This is a genomic window from uncultured Sphingomonas sp. (genome assembly GCF_964237155.1).
Classification (GTDB): domain Bacteria; phylum Pseudomonadota; class Alphaproteobacteria; order Sphingomonadales; family Sphingomonadaceae; genus Sphingomonas.
In genome coordinates this window covers 1-18,980 of record NZ_CAXSHH010000019.1, presented here as the reverse complement: position 1 = coordinate 18,980, position 18,980 = coordinate 1, and the positions used below count along the sequence as shown (strand labels likewise).

Here is an 18,980-nt window from a genome sequence, read left to right as displayed (position 1 = left end):
CCTTTCTGTTTTCGACGGAGTTCCCCACGCCGTGGCCCAGCCGCTCATGCCCCATGCGACCGCCTCCTGGATGGTCGACGAGACCGCCTTGTCCTTCGAGCAGATCGCCGAATTCTGCGGTCTTCATATCCTGGAGGTGCAGGCGATCGCCGACGATACCGCCACCTCCAAGCTGACGGGCCGCGATCCCGTCCGCGCGCACGAGGTGACGCAGGAGGAGATCGACCGCGCGCAAGCCGACCCCGCCTACCGGATGAAGATCATCAAGGGTCCCGAGCAGATCCGTCGCACCAAGGGCCCGCGCTATACGCCGGTATCCAAGCGTCAGGACAAGCCCGACGGCATCGCCTGGATCATTCGCAATCACCCCGAGATCACCGACGGCCAGATCGGCCTGTTGATCGGCACCACGCGCACGACGATCGCCGCGATCCGCGATCGCAGCCATTGGAACATCGCCAACATCACGCCAAAGGATCCGGTGACGCTGGGGCTGACAACGCAGCGAGACTTGGACGCCGCCGTCGCCAAGGCGGTCAAGTCGGCGGGACAGGAGATGCCGGCCGATACCCGGCTGGAGGGCGACCGCGAGGCACTAATCGATCAACTCCGCGCCGAACGCGCCGCCGCGATCCGGGGCGCGGACACCGAGGGTCAGGCGAGCGCCGCCGAGGCGGACGCGCGCGCGCTGTTCGGGGACGTGTTCAAGCGGTAGTCCGCTTGGACGTCGGCCGATGATCGCACCCGCTGCCGATCCGCGCGTCCGCGCCGGGCTGACCTATCCATTCAGCGGTATCGAGGACGGCGCGCCGTTTCCCGTCGCGCCCGGGGTGACGCTGGTGCGGCTCTCGGTTCCGGGGCCGCTGCGGCATGTGAACTGCTACTTGCTTAATGATGAGGGCGGGGTGGCGCTCATCGATACGGGCATGAACACCGACGCGGCGCGCGAGACGTGGAAGTCCGTGTTCGACGGTTCCTACGCCGGCGTGCGCGTGACGCGGATGATCGGGACGCATTTCCATCCCGATCATATCGGCTTGACGGGTTGGATGTGCGATCATCACGACGCGCCATTGCTGATGACGCGCGGCGAGTGGCTTACCGCGCGCATGTTGATCGCCGACGCGCGCGATGCCGCGCCGCCCGAAATGATCGCCTGGTGGCGCGGCGCGGGCTGGTCGGAGGAGCAGGTCGCGCATGCGTCCGAGCGCGGTTGGGCGGGGTTCAAGAAGATCGTCCAGCCCCTGCCGCTTGGTTTCACCCGGCTACAGGACGGCGACACGCTCCGCATCGGGGCGATCGATTGGCGCGTCGTTGTCGGGTCGGGGCACAGTTTGGAGCATGCCTGCCTGCTCGACGAGCGGGGTGGCGTGCTTATCGCGGGGGATCAGGTGCTGCCGCGCATAAGCCCGAATGTCTTGCTCGGCGTGACCGAGCCCGACGCCGATCCGTTGGGCGAGTGGTTCGCCTCGATCGAGAAGCTGCGCAACCTTGACGCCGACCTCCTCGTATTACCCGGACATGGCGACCCATTCACCGGGATCCATGTCCGCCTGCACCAGATGGACACGGAGCATCGCGAGCGGCTCGACATGCTCGAACGGTTCCTGGCCGAGCCCGCGCGCGCGGTCGACAGCTTCCCCGTGCTGTTCCACCGCCGGGTCGGGCCCGACATGCTCGGCATGGCGACGGGCGAGGCCCTGGCGCATCTCCGCCGGCTGGAAGTGGAAGGCCGCGTCCGCCGCGAGGAGCACGACGGCGTGTGGTGGTGGCGGGCGGCCTAACGGTCGCGGGTCAGCCGCGCACCCGGTCGCCGGAGACCTTGGTCACCTGCGCCACGCCGTCGGCACCGATCGCGATCATATAAGCCGACCCTTCGGTGCAGCGTGAGGACCAGACCGGGCGACCGTCCTGGTCGGCCTCGCGCGCGGTCGCGGCGACGCCCTGGCACTCGGCCCCGCCATCGCGGATCGCGCGGAACAGTACTCCGTCGCGAAGCTGCGGCGACAGGTCGATCACGCGTTGCTGGACGGCGCTGAGGCGGGCCGGGGCGTCGGCGTTCGCGGCCGCAGCCGCATTCGTGTCCATCGCCTGGTCGCAGGCGGCGAGCACGAAGGGGAGCATGATCAGGGCGCGCATCGGTGATCTCCAATCAGGGGACATTGGCGTTCAGTTCGTCGAGATAGACGCGCGCGGTCGCGTCGGAGGGCGCTCGCCAATCGCCGCGCGGCGACAGCGCGCCGCCGGGCGACACCTTGGGGCCGTTCGGCATCGCGGTCCGCTTGAACTGGTTGGCGAAAAAGCGCTCGAGGAAGCGACCGAGCCACAGCTTGATCGTGGGCAGGTCGTAGCCGGTGCGCGCGTCCTCCGGATAGTCGGCTGGCCAGCGTCCGGCCTCCACGTCGCGCCACGCGTGCCAGCATAGGAACGCGATCTTGGACGGGCGCAGGCCGTGGCGGATCAGGTAATGCGCGAAGAAGTCGTTGAGCGGGTAGGGGCCGACCTTCTCCTCCGTGCTTTGAAGGTTGCCGCCTTCGTCGGCGGGCACCAGCTCGGGGGAGATCTCCTGCGCGAGGATCGCGAGCAGCACCCGGTCGGTGGCCTCGTCATACTGCTCCGACCGGACGCACCAGCGGATCAGGAACTGGATCAGCGTCTTGGGGACACCGGCGTTGACGCCGTAATGGCTCATCTGGTCGCCGACGCCGTAGGTGCACCAGCCCAGCGCCAGTTCGGACAGGTCGCCCGTGCCCAGCACGATCCCGCCGCGCTGGTTCGCGAGACGGAACAGATAGTCGGTCCGCAGCCCCGCTTGGACGTTCTCGAACGTGACGTCGTACACCGGCTCGCCGCGCCCGAACGGGTGACCCATGTCGGCGAGCATTCGCGTCGCGGCCGGACGGATGTCGATCTCCTCCGCAGTCACGCCCAGCGCGCGCATCAGCGCCCAGGCGTTGGCGCGCGTGCCCTCACCCGTCGCGAAGCCGGGCAGCGTGAAGCCGAGTATTTCCGAACGCGGACGGCCAAGCCTGTCCATCGCCTTGGCCGCGACGATCAGGGCGTGGGTGGAGTCGAGCCCGCCCGACACCCCGATCACGAGCGTCTTCGCATGCGCGGCGACGAGGCGCTTGGCGAGTCCCTCAACCTGGATGTTGAACGCCTCGAAGCAATCGGCATCACGCTTGGCCGGGTCATTCGGGACGAAGGGGAAGCGGCGGACGGCGCGCTCCAGGCCGATGTCGGCGCGCGTGAGCCGGTGCTCGAACGCGATCCGCCGGAATTGCGTTTCGGGTTGGCCGTGAAGCCGGGCGGCGTCGTTGAAGGTGCCCACGCGCATCCGCTCCTGCTCGATCCGCTCAAGATCGATGTCGGCGACCGCCAGCTCGGGCTCGCCCGCGAACCGGCTTGACTCGGCGAGCAGTTCGCCCAGTTCGTACACGCTGCCCTGGCCGTCCCATGCGACATCGGTCGTGCTCTCCCCCGGGCCCGACGCCGAATAGACATAGGCGCACAGTGCGCGCGCGGATTGCGAGGCGGAAAGCAGCGCCCGCTCGCGCGCCTTGCCGATGACGATGTTCGACGCCGACAGATTGCAGCAGACGGTCGCTCCGGCAAGCGCGCCCAGCGTCGACGGTGGGAGCGGCGCCCAATAGTCCTCGCAAATCTCGGCATGGATCACGAAGCCGGGCAGGTCGGCAGCGGCGAAGATCAGGTCGGTCCCGAACGGCACCTCCCGCCCCGCGACGGTGATCGAGAGGCCGGTCAACCCGGCCCCCGGCGCGAAATAGCGCTTCTCGTAATATTCGCGGTAGTTGGGTAGGTAGGTCTTGGGCACCACGCCCAGCACGCGGCCGCGCGCGACCACGGCGGCGCAGTTATAGAGACGGCCATTCCGCGGCAGCGCCACGCCCATCAGCAGCACGGGCGACAGGTCCGCGCTCGCCGCGACCACCCGCTTCAGCGCGGCGAGGCTTGCATCCTGCTGCGCCGATTGCAGGTGCATGTCGTCGATCGCGTAGCTCGTCAGGTTTAGCTCGGGATAGACGACCAGGTCGACCCCGCGCGCGTCCGCCTCCCGCGCCAGCGCGATCGCCGCGTCGGCGTTGGCGGGCGCGTCCCCGACCGTCCCGATCGGCGTGGCGGCGGCGACGCGCGCCATGCGGTGCGTGTGGAACGCATGAAAGGGATGCGGGTCGGTCATCCATCGATCATAACGCGTGCGACGTGAAACGGTGGCGAAAAGCGCCTGTTCTTGGCGCATCACCGAGATCGGCGTAGAGCGCGTCCATGTCCACCACCTTTACCGTCGACAGCGCGACCAGCCGCGCGACCCCGGTCTCCGCGCCGATGAAGCGGCTGACGATCCCCGCGATCCGGCGTGCCAAAGGCGGAACGCCGCTTGTCATGCTCACCGCCTACACGGTCCGAACCGCGCAGCTGCTCGATCCGCATTGCGACCTGCTCCTGGTCGGGGATAGCCTGGGGCAGGTGGTCTACGGCCTTCCCTCGACGGTGCCCGTGACACTGGAGATGATGGCGGCGCACGGGGCCGCCGTGGTCCGGGGAAGCCATCACGCGGTCGTCATCATCGACATGCCGTTCGGAAGCTACGAGGCGTCGCCCGAGCACGCTTTCGCCAGCGCGTCGCGGCTCCTGAAGGAGACGGGCGCGGCGGGGGTGAAGATGGAGGGCGGCGAGGCGATGGCCCCGCAGGTCCGCTTCCTGTCGGAGCGCGGGGTTCCGGTGATGGGGCATGTCGGGCTGACCCCGCAGGCGGTGAACATACTCGGCGGCTACGGCGCGCGCGGGCGTACTCAGGAGGAGGCGTCGCGGATCATCGACGATGCGCACGCGGTATCGGGAGCGGGAGCCTTCAGCATTGTTGTCGAGGGCGTGGTCGAGACGATCGCGGCCGAAATAACCCGGATGATCGACGTCCCGACGATCGGCATCGGCGCGTCGGCGACGTGCGACGGCCAGGTGCTCGTGACCGAGGACATGCTTGGGTTGTTCGAGCGCACGCCGCGCTTCGTCAAGCGTTACGGCGACATGGCGGGCCAGATCTCGACGGCGGTGGAGGCCTATGCCGACGAGGTCCGGTCGCGCGCCTTTCCGGGCGCGGACCAGGTCTACGCGCCTAAGTCCTGACACTTCCGTTTCGGTGCGCGTCCGGCTAAGTCCCCGCATCACCCGCAATCCTGCGTTCCGGAGCGAAGCTTGGCAGTTCCCCCCGCCACCGACCAGGAGTTCCTGCGCGAAGTCGACGACGAGCTTCGCCGCGACAAGCTGACGGGCGTCTGGTCGCGCCACGGCCGCTGGATCGTCATCGGCGTCCTCGCGGCGCTCGCGCTGCTCGGCGCGTACCTGTTCTGGCGCAATCAACAGGAGAACGCCGCCGGGCGTGAGGGCGAGCAGCTCCAGTCCGCCTATGACGCGCTCGGCGCGGGCAGCACCGCCGAAGCCGCCGGTCCGCTGGAGGCCCTGACCAAATCGTCGAGCGAGGGCAATCGCGCGCTGGCGCTGTTCACCCAGGCCGACGTCCTTTTGCAGCGCAACGACTATAAAGGAGCCGCCGCGAAGTTCGGCGCGATCGTGGGCGACGACGGGGTGGCCCCGCCCTTTCGCGACCTGGCGCTCGTGCGTCAGACCAGCGCCGAATACGACACGCTTGCGCCGCAGGTGGTGATCGACCGCCTGCGCCCGCTCGCGGTGCCCGGCAATGCCTATTTCGGCAGCGCGGGCGAGATGGTCGCCACCGCATACCTACGCACCGGTCGCCGCGATCTCGCGGGCCGGATGTTCGGGCAGATCGCCCGCGACGGGACCGTGCCCGCCACGATCCGTCAACGCGCCGTTCAGATGGCCGGCCTACTCGGGGTCGACGCGGTCGTGCAGAATGAGGACCAGAAGGCTCGATGAACAAATTCCGGACCGGCGTGGCGCTCGCCGCGCTGATGTCGCTTAGCGCCTGCGGCGTCTTCAGGGGCGGGCAGAAGCGCACCCCCACCGTCGGTGAGCGCATCCCCATCCTGGTATCGGAGAACGCGGTCGAGGCGGACGCGGAGATCGCCGCCGTCCCCGTCGCGGTTCCCGCGCCGACCCCCAACGAAAGCTGGACCCAGCCGGGCGGCAACGCCGAGAAATCGGTGCCGCATCCCGCGCTTGGGGCCTCGCCGGTGCGCGTCTGGGCCGCGCAGATCGATGGCGGCTCGAACCGCCAGCGGCTCGCCTCGCCGCCGGTGATCGCCGAGAACAAGCTGTTCGTCATCGACGTGACCGCGACCGTTCACGCGTTCGCCGCCGACACCGGCGCGAAATTGTGGAGCAAGCAGATCGCCGAGGGCGACGAGAACCGCCCCGCGCGCTTCGGCGGCGGCGTGTCGTACGATGCGGGCCGCGTGTTCGCGACCAACGGCGTGGGCGATGTCGTCTCGCTCGCGGCCGCCGACGGTGCGGTCGGCTGGCGCGCCAAGCCGGGCGGTCCGCTTCGCGGCAGCCCGACGGTCGCGAACGACACGGTTTATGTGCTGACGCAGGACAACCAACTCTTCGCGCTCGGCCAGGCCGACGGCAAGGTGCGTTGGGCGCAATCCGGTACGTTGGAGAGCCAGGGCGTCTTCGGCGTCGCCGCCCCCGCGTCCGCGCGCGGCACGATCGTCGCGGGCTTCTCCAGCGGCGAGCTGAACGCCTACCGGTACGAGAACGGCCGCGTATTGTGGCAGGACGCGCTGTCGCGCACCTCGATCTCGACCTCGGTATCGAGCCTGGCGGACATCGACGCCTCGCCGATCATCGCCGACGATCGCGTCTATGCGGTTGGCGAGGGGGGCCGCATGGTCGCGCTCGACCTGACCACTGGTCAGCGCGTATGGGAGCAGAACCTGTCGGGCATCTCAACCCCGGCGATCGCGGGCGAGTGGCTGTTCGTCATGACGGGCGATGCGCGCCTCCTATGCATCTCGCGCGCGACGGGCAAGGCGCGGTGGATCACCCAGCTGATGCGGTACAGGAACGAGAAGAAGCGGTCGGGCGCGGTCACGTGGTTCGGTCCGGTGCTCGCGGGCGGGCGCCTTGTGATCACCAACTCGCGCGGGGAGATTACCTACGCGAACGCTGTCGACGGCAAGGTCGCGGCGACCGTGAAGGCGGGCGATCCGTTCGGCCTGCCCCCGGTGGTGGCGAACTCGACGCTTTACACGCTCGACGGGAAAGGCCGGATCGCGGCCTATAGGTGACGTCCCGGCCCGCATGGCGTAAGCGGCGACCATGTCCCGCCTCCCCGTCATCGCCATCGTCGGCCGTCCCAACGTCGGCAAATCCACGCTGTTCAACCGCCTGGTCGGCAAGAAGCTCGCGCTCGTCGACGATCGGCCGGGCGTCACGCGCGACCGGCGCGAGGGGGACGCGCATCTGGTCGGGCTCGATTTCCGCGTGATCGACACGGCGGGCTATGAGGACGAGGACCCCGATACGCTTCCCGGCCGGATGCGCCAACAGACGGAGGCGGCGGTCGGGCAGGCGGACGCCGCGCTGTTCATGATCGACGCGCGCGTGGGGCTGGTGCCGCTGGACGAGGAGATCGCCCGTTGGCTGCGCGCGTCCGACACGCCCGTCATCCTCGTCGCCAACAAGGCCGAGGGTAAGGCGGGCGAGCAGGGCATCCTGGAATCGCTGTCGCTCGGCTTTGGCGACCCGGTCGAGCTTTCGGCCGAGCACGGCGAAGGCATGGTGGAGCTGTTCGAGGGCATCCTGCCCCACATACCCGAGGAAGTCGAAGTCGAGCCCGTGGGCGACGACGAACACCCCAACGCGATCCTGAAGCTCGCGATCGTCGGCCGTCCCAACGCGGGCAAGTCGACGCTGATCAACCGCATCTTGGGCCAGGAACGGCTGATCGTCGGGCCGGAGGCGGGGATCACGCGCGATTCGATCGCGGTCGATTGGGAATGGCGCGACCGCGAGGGGCTGGTCCGCCCGGTCCGCCTGATCGACACGGCGGGGATGCGCAAGCGCGCCAAGGTGCAGGACAAGCTGGAGAAGTTGTCGGTCGCCGACGCGCTCCGCGCGGTCGATTTCGCCGAGGTCGTCGTGCTGCTGCTCGACGCGACGTTGGGGCTGGAGGCACAGGACCTGCGGATCGCGGACCGCGTGCTCGAGGAGGGCCGGGCGCTCGTCATCGCGCTCAACAAATGGGACGTGGCCGAAAACGCGTCGTCGTTGTTCAACGGCGTGAAGAAGGCGCTCGAGGACGGGCTGAGCCAGGTGAAGGGCGTGACGGTCGTCACCGTGTCGGGCGCGACCGGCAAGGGCATCGACCAGCTGATCGGCGCGGCGTTTCAGGCGCGCGCGGCATGGTCGAAGCGCGTCGGCACGGGCGAGCTGAACCGCTGGTTCGAACGCGCGATCGACGCCAACCCGCCGCCCGCGCCCGGCGGCAAGCGCGTGAAGCTGCGCTACGTCACCCAGGTCAAGACGCGGCCGCCATCGTTCGTCATCTTCGGCACGCGCGTGGACCAGCTACCCGCTGCTTACGAACGCTATCTACTGAACTCGATGCGGCGCGACCTCGATTTCGACGGCGTCCCACTTCGCCTGACGATGCGCGCGCCCAAGAACCCGTTCGACCAGGACCGGAACTGAGCATCCGGACCGTCATAAAAGCCGCCGTTCGCAACACCCTGTTTACCTCGTAGGCGTAAAGCCGGGGCAGGGACCGCCGCGCAATCCGAAGCCGGCGGAGGGGAGATGCTGGTGTCGTTCGAGGGAAGCACGCTGGTCGACTGGACCGTATACGCCAAGGCGCGCGGCGAACTCGGCTCGGGGTTCGTCCGCATCTTGGGCTATTTCCGCGAGGACGGGGTCAAGTCGGTCGGCGCGATCGAGACGGCGATGCGCGCGCAGTCCGCCGCGCAGATGGTGATCCCCGCCCATACCCTGAAAGGGGAGGCGCGCCAGTTCGGCGCGGAACCGCTCGCCGCGCTGGCCGAGGAGATTGAGACCATCGCGCGCGATTGCGTGGAGACGCGCGATACGCCCAGCACGGCGCTTCCCCTCGTCGTCAAGCTGCGTCCTCTGTTCGACGGGACGCTCGCGCTGCTTGACCGCGAGGCCAGTCCGCTTGCCGAACGTCGTCCCGCCGTGGGCGGCTTCGGGCGCCGCACGCCCACGATGTTCGGTCAGCGCTGACGCCGCAGCGGTTGCCGCTCCAGCCGCGCCAGGCTGCGCCACAACCATTCGAGCGGGCCGTAGCGGTAGCGGTCCAGCCACGGTTTCGACCACCACAGCATCAACCCCCAAGCGAGTGGGACCAGCCAGTACATCTCCGCGCGCCCGATCCGCCCGAACCGCCCCAGCCCCCAACCATGGAAGATCGCGGTCATCACGATGCTGGTACCGAGATAGTTGGTGAACGCCACCCGCCCGGCCGCCGCGATCCGATCTGTCAGCCACCCGCCCGGCCGCGCCGCAAGGATCACGAGGCAGGCATAGCCGACGACCAGCACCGCCCTCACCGGCGTCGCGAGCACCAGCGACCCCAGCGCGACGAAGCGCCAGTCGAACCCGCGCGCTAGGATCATCGCGGCTAAGACGGCGTAGAACGGCAAGCCGATCGCCAGTGCCGTCGTCGCCCACCTCCGATAGCGCGCACGTTCCCAAGCGCCCGTCAGCAGTCCCGATCGCAGCCCAGCCATCCCCCACAGCATGTATCCCAACGTCTCCGCGCCCGTCGCCATCAGCAGCTGGAGCGGATTGGTATTGGTCGCGGCGCGGTAGGCGATGCCCTGCGCCAGGGTGCCCCGAAGCGCCGTCAGCTCCGCCGTCAGCTCGGCGCGTGGCGGCATCCCGAACACCGCCACCAGACCCGACCCGCCGGGCAGGAACACCGCAAGCCCGATCATCGCGCCGATGATCAGCTGCACCCCGACCAGCATCAGGCCGACTAGAAGCAGCGAACGGACCGGCAGCCCGACGAACAGGAACGCGACCGCGCCGACCAGCGCGTAATGGGCCAGGATGTCGCCCCACCAGATCAGGTAGGCGTGAACCATTCCGATCGCGAACAGCCAGCCCATCCGTGCGAAATGGACGCGCGCCGGGTCCTCTCCCGCCACGCCCGCGCGGTCGATGACGAGCAGCATCGACGCCCCGAACAGGAAGGAGAACAGCCCGCGCATCTTGCCCTCGACCAGCACGAAGTTGATCGCCCACACCGCCCGGTCCGCCGGCCCGGTCCCGCCCCAGGCGACCGGCGAGAAATAGGCCGCGTCGGGCAGCCCGAAAGCGGGAAGGTTGGCGACGAGGATGCCCATCACCGCCACGCCCCGGATCACGTCGAGCATCCCAATGCGCCCGGTGCCCACCCCGCCTTGCGTCACGCCGTCTCCAGCAAGCGCCCGGCCTGCGCGCGCGCCTCGTCGGTGACGGTCGCGCCCGACAGCATGCGCGCGATCTCCTCGCGGCGTTCGGCCTCTTCGAGCGCACGGACGCCCGTGCGCGTCACGGTGCCCTGGCTCGATTTGGCGATCAGGAAATGCCGGGCACCACGCGCCGCGACCTGCGGGCTGTGCGTCACCACCAGCAGCTGCGTGGTCTCCGCCAGCCGCGCGAGCCGCTCGCCGATGGCCGACGCCACCGCGCCGCCGACGCCCCGGTCGATCTCGTCGAAGATCATCGTCGCGGCGCCGCCCTTCTCCGCCAGCGCGACCTTCAGCGCCAGGATGAAGCGCGACAGCTCGCCCCCCGACGCGATCTTGGTCAGCGCCCCGAACGGCGCGCCGGGGTTCGTCGCGATCTCGAACTCGATCCGGTCCTTGCCCGCCGCGCTCCACCCATCCGGCGTGGTCGCGGCCACCGCCGTCCGGAACCGCGCCGCGTCGAGCTTTAACGGCGCGAGCTCGCCCACCACCGCCTTGTCGAGCGCCTTGGCCGCGGCGGTCCGCCGTTTGGTGAGCGCGTCGGCCGCCTTGTCGTATTCCGCCCGGGCGGTCGCGAGCGCAGCCTCCAGTGCGCCGATGCCCTGCTCGCCCCGCTCCAGCCGCTCCAGCTGCCCGGTCAGCCGCTCATGCAGCACGGCCAGTTCGTCGGGCTGGACGCGGTGCTTGCGCGCCATCGCCCGAAGCTCGAACAGCCGCGCCTCGTCCGCCTCCAGCTCGCGCGGGTCATAGGCCAAGGCGACGCGCGCCTCGCGCAGGCGCTCCTCCGCGACCGCCGCCTCGATCACCGCGCGATCGACCGCCGCGAGCGCCTCGCCGAGCGCTTCGTGATCGGCCGCGACCCGCTCCAGCACGCGCGCCGCCTGGCGCAGGCAGGAGAGTCCGCCGGTCGACCCTTCCAGGCACTCCTCGATCGTGGAAAGCTCGGCCGCGACCTTCTCGGCGCGCTGCATGCCCCGGCGTTTGTCGGCCAGCCCTTCCTCCTCGCCCGGCTCGGGCCGGAGCGTCGCCAGCTCGCCGACAGCGTATTCCAGCCATTCGCGGTCGCGCGCGGCCGTGTCGATCTCCACGCGCGCCGCCGCCAGCGCCGCCTCCGCCGCGCGCACTCGCTCCCACGCGCGCGCCGTCTCCGCCACCTCAACGCGCCCGAACAGGTCGAGCAACGACCGGTGCCCGCGCGGGTTGAGCAGCCCGCGATCGTCATGCTGCCCGTGGATTTCGACGAGCAGCGGCGCGAGTTCGCGTAGCAGCCCGGCGGAGGCGGGCTGGTTGTTGACGAACCCGCGGCTGCCGCCGTCCGCCTTGACCACGCGCCGGATCAGCAGCGGTTCGCCCGGCTCGACCTCGACGCCGTTCTCGTCGAGCATCGCGGTCAGGACGGGGGTGGGCGGATCGAAGGTCGCGGTCACCACCGCCTGCGGGGCACCGTGGCGCACCAGCCCGCTATCGCCCCGCGCCCCGAGCGCGAGACCCAGCGCATCGAGCAGGATCGACTTGCCCGCGCCGGTCTCGCCCGTCAGCACGTCGAGGCCGTCGCCGAACTCCAGGTCCAGCGCCTCGATCAGCACCACGTCGCGAATGGAAATCCCGGTCAGCATCCAGGCCCATGTAGACGCTTGGCGAGCGGAAGTGATCCCCTTTTGTCCCGCTAACCCTCTCCCGCTTTCGCGGGAGAGGGAAAGACGCGGCGTAGCCGTGGCGAGGGTGAGGGACGGGCCTGTCCGGGCGAGGTCCGGCCCTCACCCTGGCGCTCACGCGCCTGTCCCTCTCCCGCGAAAGCGGGAGAGGGTGGGAACCATCAGGTTCCCGGCGTCACGCCGCCCGGCGTGGTCGTGGTCGACCCGCCGCCCGGGCCCACCGTTCCGGGCCTCATCGGCGCCGCCGCTGCCGGGGCGCCGCCGCTCGCCTCGCCGGTCGGGGCGCTGTTCCCTTGCGTCCCGGCCGCGCCCGGCGCGATGATCTGAACGCCCGGGGCGACCGGCGCGATCGGCGTGGCGGGGTTGTCGCCGACCAGCTTGTAGGCGCGCTGGTACCAGTCGGTGCCCGGATAGTTGCGCCCGAGCACCGCCGCCGACTTTTGTGCCTCCACCCGGACGCCGAGCGCCAGATACGCCTCGGTCAGCCGCATCAGCGCCTCGGGCGTGTGCGTCGTCTGCTGATAATCGTCGATCACCTTGCGGAAGCGGAGCGTCGAGGCGAGCCACTGGCGACGCGTCTGGTAGAAGCGCCCGACCTCCATCTCCTTGCCCGCGAGATGGTCGTTGACGAGATCGACCTTCAGCCGCGCGTCGGACGCATAGCGCGTGTTCGGGTAGCGGCGCGACAACTCGCCCAGCGCGTCGAGCGCCTGGCGCGTGATCTTCTGGTCGCGTGTCACGTCGCTGATCTGCTCGTAATAGCACAGCGCGATCAGGTAGTAGGCGTAGGGCGCGTCGCGGTTGCCCGGATGAACCGACAGGAAACGCTGCGCCGACTGGATCGACTCGGTATAGTCGGTGTTGAGGTAATAGCTGAACGCGCTCATCAGCTGCGCGCGCCTGGCCCAAACCGAATAGGGGTGCTGCCGCTCGACCTCGTCGAACAGCACCGCCGCCTCCTTATATTGCTTGCGGTCGAGCCGGGTCCGCGCGGCCGAATAGAGCGTGCCGACATCGCGCGCGACATAGGGCGTGTCGCCCTTGGCGCGGCTGCCGGCGCAACCGGCGAGGGGCAGGGCGGCGGCCGCCAACAGGGCGAGCAGGACGGGCTTGGACTGGGTGATACGCATGGCCCAAGTCCCTAGCCGATGGCGCGGACCCGTTCTAGCCCCGCGCGCCCGGGCGTTGTACGGCGTGCGCGATCGAACCATCGGAGACCTCGCCCATGCCCGCCGTCAAGCTCCAGACCCACCGCGTCGACAAGCCCTGGGGCCGCCACACGCTGTTCCCCGGTTTCGCCGATCCGGCCCCGGGGGCGCCGCCGGTGGGTGAGGTGTGGTTTCAGCAGCCGGGCGACACGACCCCCGACCTGCTGATCAAATACCTGTTCACCGGCGAGAAGCTGTCGGTCCAGGTCCATCCCGACGATGACCAGGCCCACGCCCGGGGCCTACCGCGCGGCAAGGACGAATGCTGGACGGTGCTGACCGCCGAGCCCGGCGCGGTGATCGCGCTCGGCACCAAGCGGCCGGTGGGCGAGGACGAGTTGCGCGCGGCGGCGCGGGACGGGTCGATCGAGGAACTGCTCCATTGGCAGCCGGTGAAGGCGGGCGACTTCTATTACTGCGCGTCCGGCACGATCCATGCGATCGGCGGCGGGCTGACGGTGATCGAGATCCAGCAGAACTCCGAGACCACCTACCGCCTTTATGATTACGGCAGCGACCGCGAGCTGCATCTGGAGGACGGCGTCGCGGTCGCCCATCGCGAGCCCTACCGCCCGATCGCCGCCCCCGCCCCGGCGGAGGACGGCCGCACCGTGCTGGTCGAGGGGCCCAAATTCGTCCTCGAACGCTGGTCGGCGGGTCGCGAGGTGACGCTGCCGGAGGGCGCGACCGGCTGGCTGGTGCCGGTCAAAGGCACGGGCGAGGTCGCGGGTGTGCCCTTCCACGAGGGCGAGTGCGTGACGGTGACCGGATCGGAGCGGGTGACGGCGGGGGAGGGCGCGGACCTGCTGTTCGCCTATCCGGGGACGAGGCGGGTGTGACAAGCCGAGGATGGGGATCGGCAGGCGGAAGTTCACTAAAGTTCACGCCAAGAACGTCTGTTCGCCGGTTCCGGCCCTGACTCGCATCACCGCATCGCCGGCACGTCGGTCGACACGCTTGACACCGCGACGCGAACAGTCGGGTGAGATGGTTTCTGTTTTGAACTTATGTCAAAGAGTGCTGGAGCGTGATGGCTCCGAGTCGCGGCAACCCTGACATAAAGCGGCGTTTGTAGGACAGCCATTTCCGGCGATGTTAGTTCTCGCCAGCTTACTATTCTCGACGATCATATGAAGGAACTCGCCCGCGATCGTGCCGCGATGTGGGGATCAAATGACATCGGGCCAAGGTCGGCTACCGCTCCGCCTCGCCGCGCTCGTTCAGTCGAAGGGATAGAGCGCGGCCCCGATCCGTCGACCCTCGCCGCGCAGCACGCCCCAGGCGCGGGCGGCGGCGCGGCTGTCCATCGCCTCGAGCCCGATCCCGGCCGCTTCCAGTTCGCGTGTGAGCGCGGGCGCGGGTCGTTCGAGCGATGCGCCGGTGCCGAGCAGGATGAACTCCGGCCCGCTATCGACCAGCATCGCCAGCGCGTCGGCGCGCAGGTCGGCGAGGGGCGGGGGCGTCCAGGGCCGCGCCTGCGTTTCGGTCAGCAGCAGCGCGTGGTGATGCTCGTCGCCCACCCGGAAGCCGCGCGGGCCGAAGCCGGCGACGATCGGGCCGGGGGAGGCGGCGTTCCGCTCGACGTGCATCAGGATTTGGAACGCGGTCCGACGCGCTCCGCCCCGGCGGCTGGCCCGGTCGCCGCCCGGTCCGTCACGAACGTCGCGCCGGTCACCCCGGTCCAGATCAGGATCGGGTTGGCGATGTAGATCGACGAATAGGTGCCGATGACGATGCCGAGCAGCATGGCGAGCGAGAAGCCGAAGATCACCGCCGGCCCCAGCACGACCAGCGCGGTCAGCGCCATGATGAGCGACAGGGAGGTGACGATGGTGCGCGACAGCGTCTCGTTGGTCGACAGGTTCAGGAGCGGGACGATCTCCATCCGGCGATATTTGCGCAGGTTCTCGCGCACCCGGTCGTAGACGACGATGGTATCGTTCAGCGAATAGCCGATGATCGTCAGGATCGCGGCGACGATGTTCAGGTCGAACTCGAGCCAGGTGAGCGAGAAGAAGCCGAGCGTCAGCGCCACGTCGTGGAACAGCGAGAACAGCGCGCCGACGCCGAACTGCCATTCGAACCGGAACCAGATATAAAGCGACACGCCCAGCATCGCGAGCGCGAGCGCCCAGGCACCCTTCGAGAACAGCTCGCCCGACACCTTGCCCGACACCGTGTCGACCGACGCGATCTTCGCGCCCGGAAAGGCGCGCGTCAGGGCCGCGCGCACCCGGTCGGCGGCGGCGTTGGCGGCTTCCTCGCCGCCGGTCGCGGGCAGCGGCAGCCGGATCGACACGTCGCGCGGCGACCCGAACTGCTGCACCGCCGCGTCGCCCAGGCCGAGCGCGTCGACGCGTCGGCGCACCTCCTCCACCGCGACCTGCCGGGGCAGCGTGACGCGCACCACCTGCCCACCGAGGAAGTCGACGCCCAGATTGAGCCCGCGCGTGGCCACCAGCGCGATCGAGGCGATGATCAGCAGGACCGACACGCCCATCGCCAGCGTTCGCCAGCGCAGGAAATCGAGGTTGGTGTCGTCGGGGATGAGTTTCAGCGGACGCATCGGGGTACCTTCAGATCACCAGTTCGCGCGGGCGTGTCTTCAGCCAACCGGCCACCATCAGCCGGGTGACGGTGACGGCGGAGAAGACCGATGTCACGATCCCGATCGTCAGCACCACGGCGAACCCGCGGATCGGCCCGGAGCCGAAGAAGAACATAATGACGGCCGCGATCACGTTGGTCACGTTCGCGTCGAAGATCGCGCGGCTCGCCTCCTTATAGCCGAGCTCGACCGACTGGATGATGGAGCGCCCGCGCCGCTGCTCCTCGCGGATGCGCTCGTTGATCAGCACGTTGGCGTCGACGGCCGCGCCGATCGTCAGCACGAACCCGGCGATCCCCGGCAGCGTCAGCGTGGCGTTGAACAACGCCATCGCGCCCAGGATCATCAGGATGTTCAGGACGAGCGCCGCCGTCGCGTACACGCCGAAGCGCCCATAGGTGAGCAGCATGTACCCGATCACCAGCGCGGTCGCGATCAATCCCGCGATCGCGCCCTTGTTGATCGAATCCTGCCCCAGATCGGGGCCGACCGTCCGCTCCTCGACCACCTTCAAGGCGACGGGCAGCTTGCCCGACCGCAGCGCGATGGCGAGCTGGTTCGCGCTCTCGACGGTGAAGGAGCCCGCGATCGACGCGTTGCCGCCCAGGATCGGCTCGTTGATGTTAGGTGCGGAGATCACCTGATTATCGACGATGATCGCGAACGGCTTGTTGACGTTCGCCTGCGTGACGCGCGCGAAGCGGCGGCCGCCCTCGTTATCAAACGAGATCGAGACGTTGGGCGAATTGTCACGCGGGTCGAAACCCTGACGCGCGTCGATCAGCTGGTCGCCCGACAGGATCGTCGAGCGCTTGACCGCGATGAAGGGCGAACTCCCCTGGTTGCCCGGAAATGGCAGCACTTGGCTCCCGATCGGGGCGCGGCCCTGCGCCAGTTCGGCCGGGTTCGCGGTCTCGTCGACCAGCTTGAACTCAAGCCGCGCGGTGCGGCCGAGCAGGTTCTTGAGCGCCTCGGGATCCTGGAGCCCGGGCACCTGGACGACGATGCGGCTCGCGCCCTGGCGCACGATCGTCGGCTCGCGCGTGCCGAGCTCGTCGATGCGGCGGCGGACCACGTCGGTCGCGTCGCCCATCGCCTGGTCGACCGCCTGCGCCAGCCCCGCGGCGGTCGGGCGGATCACGAAGCGGCTCTGGTCCACGACCGAGATGTCGTATTCGCGCTGCCCGGTCATCCCCGCGCCGGAGCCGGTGATCCCCAGCAGCCGCTCGCGCGCGGCGTCGACCTGCGTCGGGTCGCGGAGCATGAAGCTGATCTGCGCCCCACGCGTCGAGATGTCGCCGACATCGATGCGCGGACGCTGGCGGCGCATCTCGGTCTGGACCTGGTCGCGTAAGGACTCGATGCGCGTGTTCGCCAGGTCCTGCGTGTCCGCCTCGAGCAGCAGGTAGCTGCCGCCCGCGAGGTCCAGCCCCAGATTGATACGCGGAAGCCGGTCGGCCCAGCCGCCCAGATACCGCTCGGGCACGAAGCTGGGGACGGCGAGCAGGCAGAACAGCGCCAGCGCGCCCCCGATCAGGAGCGTCTTCCAGCGGGGCAGGTCGAGCATCAATCGTTCGCCGGCTTCGCGTTCGGTCCCACGATGTCGGTCAAGGTCGCCTTGACGACGCGCACCCGCGTGTTGGGCGCGATCTCCACCTCGACATGCGCGTCCTCGACCCGCGTCACGCGCCCGACGATGCCGCCCGCGGTGACGACCTGATCGCCCTTCTTGACGGCGGCGACGGCGGCCTGGAGCGCCTTCACGCGCCTTTGTTGCGGCCGGATCATCAGGAAGTAGAAGACGATGAAGACCAGGATGAGCGGCGCGAGGCCGAGGATCGAGCCGAGGCCGCCCGGGCCGGCGGCGCCGGCGGTCTGGGCATGGGCGGGTGTGATGAGCATGATGTATCCGGTCAGGCGGGCGAGGAAAGCATCGCCCGACGAAGCGCCGCCCGCTATCACCGGCCGGTCGCGCGCGCAATGTTCACGGACTCGCGCGGCGTTGGGTTCGAGCGGGAGTGCGACGATGATTCTGGTGACCGGACATATCAAGCTGGGCGCGGGCGAGGGCGAAAAGGCGCGCGCGCTCCTGGTCAAGCACATGGCGGATTGCAATGCGGAGGAGGGGTGCGAGTTCTATTCCTTCGCCTATGACGTGACCGATCCCGACCTCGTCCGCATCTCCGAGAGCTGGGCGAGCCCGGAGGCGATTGCCGCGCATGGCGAATTGCCGCACCAGAAGGCGTTCGGCCGCGCCCTCCAGGCGCACGGGGTGCAGGACGTGCGCGTGGAAGGGTGGAACGCCGAGCATTGGCGGACGCTGATCGGGGGGTGAGGGGAACCCATTGCTTCCATCGTCATGCCGGACTTGTTCCTGCATCCATCGTTGCGCGCACCCGGCGAGCTTAGGGGATGCGCGACGATGGACCCCGGAACAGGTCCGGGGTAACGGCTTGGGGTCGACGCGATCGCCCCCGCCCCTTGCATGACCGCCGCCGCGCGCGTATCCGCCCGCATTCGGTCGGGGCGTAGCGCAGCCTGGTAGCGCATCACACTGGGGGTGTGGGGGTCGCAGGTTCGAATCCTGTCGCCCCGACCAATAAATCAATGACTTAGTGGGGGCTTTTTGCACCCTTAGTCTCCAAGGTTTATCTGGTGGTGCGCTGGTGGTGCAGGGTAGCCAACCATCTTCTCACGAAAGACTCGAATCACTCACTCCAAACTGTAATGTGTTGAATGCCCGTCAGGCGGGCTAACAAACACGCTGGGGCGCTCGTCGAAATCGGGCTCGATCCATTAGGCACCATACGCATCGAGGGCGTGCTTCGCGAACTTAAGCGCGCTGAAATGGTGCGCATGGGTGGGAATCTGAGCGTCTACAGTCGGGCCTTGAAAGGTTCGCTTGAAATCGCAAGCGCCAACTCAATGCCTACCGGAGCCAAACGAGCTACTGTGGATCGATCTGTGGCTGTATATCTTCCGAGGGTTGATCTTGATTAGCGGCGTGGGCCACGCCGTAGAGATAATATGTTCCGTGATCGCTAGGCTCCAGACTCGTTCACAGCCAGAACGCGAGCGCGGTGGCGAGCGCCAC

18 protein-coding genes and 1 tRNA gene are annotated in these 18,980 nt (G+C 68.9%); 10 read left to right on the top strand and 9 right to left on the bottom strand.

What is annotated here, in order from left to right:
- The first annotated feature begins 31 nt into the window (after positions 1-31).
- Positions 32-715 (top strand): cell cycle transcriptional regulator TrcR, encoded by a 684-nt coding sequence (locus tag ACFE71_RS06460; protein ID WP_375427989.1) that lies wholly within the window; start codon positions 32-34, stop codon positions 713-715.
- A gap of 19 nt (positions 716-734) precedes the next feature.
- Positions 735-1,784 (top strand): MBL fold metallo-hydrolase, encoded by a 1,050-nt coding sequence (locus tag ACFE71_RS06455; RefSeq protein ID WP_375427988.1) that lies wholly within the window; start codon positions 735-737, stop codon positions 1,782-1,784.
- A gap of 10 nt (positions 1,785-1,794) precedes the next feature.
- On the opposite strand, the gene ACFE71_RS06450 is transcribed toward ACFE71_RS06455, so the two are convergent.
- Together ACFE71_RS06450 and ACFE71_RS06445 are read right to left on the bottom strand one after the other, a co-directional pair.
- A complete protein-coding gene (locus tag ACFE71_RS06450; RefSeq protein ID WP_375427987.1) occupies positions 1,795-2,139 on the bottom strand; it encodes a hypothetical protein in 345 nt (114 codons plus the stop codon).
- A gap of 13 nt (positions 2,140-2,152) precedes the next feature.
- Complete coding sequence (locus tag ACFE71_RS06445) at positions 2,153-4,201, bottom strand: NAD(+) synthase (RefSeq protein WP_375427986.1); 2,049 nt, start codon at positions 4,199-4,201, stop codon at positions 2,153-2,155.
- Positions 4,202-4,287: 86 nt separating this feature from the next.
- Here ACFE71_RS06445 and panB point away from each other — a divergent pair, with 86 nt between their 5' ends.
- The 5 genes from panB (at position 4,288) to ACFE71_RS06420 (ending at position 9,186) form a co-directional block, all read left to right on the top strand.
- Entirely contained in the window at positions 4,288-5,148 is an 861-nt protein-coding gene (panB, locus tag ACFE71_RS06440; protein WP_375427985.1) for a 3-methyl-2-oxobutanoate hydroxymethyltransferase, read from the top strand.
- 69 nt (positions 5,149-5,217) lie between these two features.
- Positions 5,218-5,919, top strand: a complete 702-nt coding sequence (locus ACFE71_RS06435; RefSeq protein WP_375427984.1) for a tetratricopeptide repeat protein — start codon at positions 5,218-5,220, stop codon at positions 5,917-5,919.
- Positions 5,916-7,235, top strand: coding sequence for a PQQ-binding-like beta-propeller repeat protein (locus tag ACFE71_RS06430; RefSeq protein WP_375427983.1), 1,320 nt, complete (start codon positions 5,916-5,918; stop codon positions 7,233-7,235). Before ACFE71_RS06435 ends, ACFE71_RS06430 begins: the two co-directional genes overlap by 4 nt.
- A 31-nt stretch (positions 7,236-7,266) precedes the next feature.
- A complete protein-coding gene (gene der / locus ACFE71_RS06425) occupies positions 7,267-8,640 on the top strand; it encodes a ribosome biogenesis GTPase Der (protein ID WP_375427982.1) in 1,374 nt (457 codons plus the stop codon).
- A 105-nt stretch (positions 8,641-8,745) separates the two neighbouring features.
- The gene (locus tag ACFE71_RS06420) at positions 8,746-9,186 is read left to right on the top strand and encodes an Hpt domain-containing protein (protein WP_375427981.1); all 441 of its coding nucleotides are present in this window, start codon (positions 8,746-8,748) and stop codon (positions 9,184-9,186) included.
- On the opposite strand, the gene ACFE71_RS06415 is transcribed toward ACFE71_RS06420, so the two are convergent.
- The 3 genes from ACFE71_RS06415 to ACFE71_RS06405 all read right to left on the bottom strand — a co-directional run bounded on the left by ACFE71_RS06415 (position 9,177) and on the right by ACFE71_RS06405 (position 13,200).
- Positions 9,177-10,376, bottom strand: coding sequence for a DUF418 domain-containing protein (locus ACFE71_RS06415; protein WP_375427980.1), 1,200 nt, complete (start codon positions 10,374-10,376; stop codon positions 9,177-9,179). The two genes, ACFE71_RS06420 and ACFE71_RS06415, sit on opposite strands and share 10 nt — an antisense overlap.
- Positions 10,373-12,031 carry a DNA repair protein RecN gene (gene recN, locus ACFE71_RS06410; RefSeq protein ID WP_375427979.1) on the bottom strand — a complete coding sequence of 553 codons (1,659 nt, stop codon included), beginning with the start codon at positions 12,029-12,031 and terminating at the stop codon, positions 10,373-10,375. The genes ACFE71_RS06415 and recN overlap by 4 nt, the downstream gene beginning before the upstream one ends.
- A gap of 200 nt (positions 12,032-12,231) precedes the next feature.
- Positions 12,232-13,200 (bottom strand): outer membrane protein assembly factor BamD, encoded by a 969-nt coding sequence (locus ACFE71_RS06405; RefSeq protein WP_375427978.1) that lies wholly within the window; start codon positions 13,198-13,200, stop codon positions 12,232-12,234.
- Between the two features lie 95 nt (positions 13,201-13,295).
- Between ACFE71_RS06405 and ACFE71_RS06400 the strand changes: the two genes are divergently transcribed.
- On the top strand, positions 13,296-14,117 hold the full coding sequence (locus ACFE71_RS06400; RefSeq protein WP_375427977.1) for a class I mannose-6-phosphate isomerase: 822 nt from the start codon (positions 13,296-13,298) through the stop codon (positions 14,115-14,117).
- A gap of 381 nt (positions 14,118-14,498) precedes the next feature.
- Here ACFE71_RS06400 and ACFE71_RS06395 read toward each other — a convergent pair whose 3' ends face one another.
- From ACFE71_RS06395 to yajC, 4 genes are read right to left on the bottom strand one after another with little or no spacing between them, the layout of a single operon-like run.
- Complete coding sequence (locus ACFE71_RS06395; RefSeq protein WP_375427976.1) at positions 14,499-14,867, bottom strand: Mth938-like domain-containing protein; 369 nt, start codon at positions 14,865-14,867, stop codon at positions 14,499-14,501.
- A complete protein-coding gene (secF, locus tag ACFE71_RS06390; protein WP_375427975.1) occupies positions 14,867-15,844 on the bottom strand; it encodes a protein translocase subunit SecF in 978 nt (325 codons plus the stop codon). The genes ACFE71_RS06395 and secF overlap by 1 nt, the downstream gene beginning before the upstream one ends.
- Before the next feature lie 10 nt (positions 15,845-15,854).
- Positions 15,855-17,453, bottom strand: a complete 1,599-nt coding sequence (gene secD / locus ACFE71_RS06385; protein WP_375427974.1) for a protein translocase subunit SecD — start codon at positions 17,451-17,453, stop codon at positions 15,855-15,857.
- Positions 17,453-17,788, bottom strand: coding sequence for a preprotein translocase subunit YajC (yajC, locus tag ACFE71_RS06380; RefSeq protein ID WP_375427973.1), 336 nt, complete (start codon positions 17,786-17,788; stop codon positions 17,453-17,455). The genes secD and yajC overlap by 1 nt, the downstream gene beginning before the upstream one ends.
- Positions 17,789-17,912: 124 nt before the next feature.
- Between yajC and ACFE71_RS06375 the strand changes: the two genes are divergently transcribed.
- Together ACFE71_RS06375 and ACFE71_RS06370 are read left to right on the top strand one after the other, a co-directional pair.
- Complete coding sequence (locus tag ACFE71_RS06375; RefSeq protein ID WP_375427972.1) at positions 17,913-18,221, top strand: putative quinol monooxygenase; 309 nt, start codon at positions 17,913-17,915, stop codon at positions 18,219-18,221.
- A 187-nt stretch (positions 18,222-18,408) separates the two neighbouring features.
- Positions 18,409-18,485, top strand: a tRNA-Pro gene (locus tag ACFE71_RS06370).
- Positions 18,486-18,980: the final 495 nt, after the last annotated feature.

What these genes read in the sequence shown, in the direction of transcription:
- ACFE71_RS06395 (WP_375427976.1), bottom strand. Translation starts at nt 14,867, where the DNA reads ATGCACGTCGAGCGGAACGCCGCCTCCCCCGGCCCGATCGTCGCCGGC.
- ACFE71_RS06455 (WP_375427988.1), top strand. Translation starts at nt 735, where the DNA reads ATGATCGCACCCGCTGCCGATCCGCGCGTCCGCGCCGGGCTGACCTAT.
- panB (WP_375427985.1), top strand. Translation starts at nt 4,288, where the DNA reads ATGTCCACCACCTTTACCGTCGACAGCGCGACCAGCCGCGCGACCCCG.
- recN (WP_375427979.1), bottom strand. Translation starts at nt 12,031, where the DNA reads ATGCTGACCGGGATTTCCATTCGCGACGTGGTGCTGATCGAGGCGCTG.
- secF (WP_375427975.1), bottom strand. Translation starts at nt 15,844, where the DNA reads ATGCGTCCGCTGAAACTCATCCCCGACGACACCAACCTCGATTTCCTG.
- ACFE71_RS06445 (WP_375427986.1), bottom strand. Translation starts at nt 4,201, where the DNA reads ATGACCGACCCGCATCCCTTTCATGCGTTCCACACGCACCGCATGGCG.
- ACFE71_RS06450 (WP_375427987.1), bottom strand. Translation starts at nt 2,139, where the DNA reads ATGCGCGCCCTGATCATGCTCCCCTTCGTGCTCGCCGCCTGCGACCAG.
- ACFE71_RS06420 (WP_375427981.1), top strand. Translation starts at nt 8,746, where the DNA reads ATGCTGGTGTCGTTCGAGGGAAGCACGCTGGTCGACTGGACCGTATAC.
- der (WP_375427982.1), top strand. Translation starts at nt 7,267, where the DNA reads ATGTCCCGCCTCCCCGTCATCGCCATCGTCGGCCGTCCCAACGTCGGC.
- ACFE71_RS06400 (WP_375427977.1), top strand. Translation starts at nt 13,296, where the DNA reads ATGCCCGCCGTCAAGCTCCAGACCCACCGCGTCGACAAGCCCTGGGGC.
- yajC (WP_375427973.1), bottom strand. Translation starts at nt 17,788, where the DNA reads ATGCTCATCACACCCGCCCATGCCCAGACCGCCGGCGCCGCCGGCCCG.
- ACFE71_RS06430 (WP_375427983.1), top strand. Translation starts at nt 5,916, where the DNA reads ATGAACAAATTCCGGACCGGCGTGGCGCTCGCCGCGCTGATGTCGCTT.
- secD (WP_375427974.1), bottom strand. Translation starts at nt 17,453, where the DNA reads ATGCTCGACCTGCCCCGCTGGAAGACGCTCCTGATCGGGGGCGCGCTG.
- ACFE71_RS06375 (WP_375427972.1), top strand. Translation starts at nt 17,913, where the DNA reads ATGATTCTGGTGACCGGACATATCAAGCTGGGCGCGGGCGAGGGCGAA.
- ACFE71_RS06405 (WP_375427978.1), bottom strand. Translation starts at nt 13,200, where the DNA reads ATGCGTATCACCCAGTCCAAGCCCGTCCTGCTCGCCCTGTTGGCGGCC.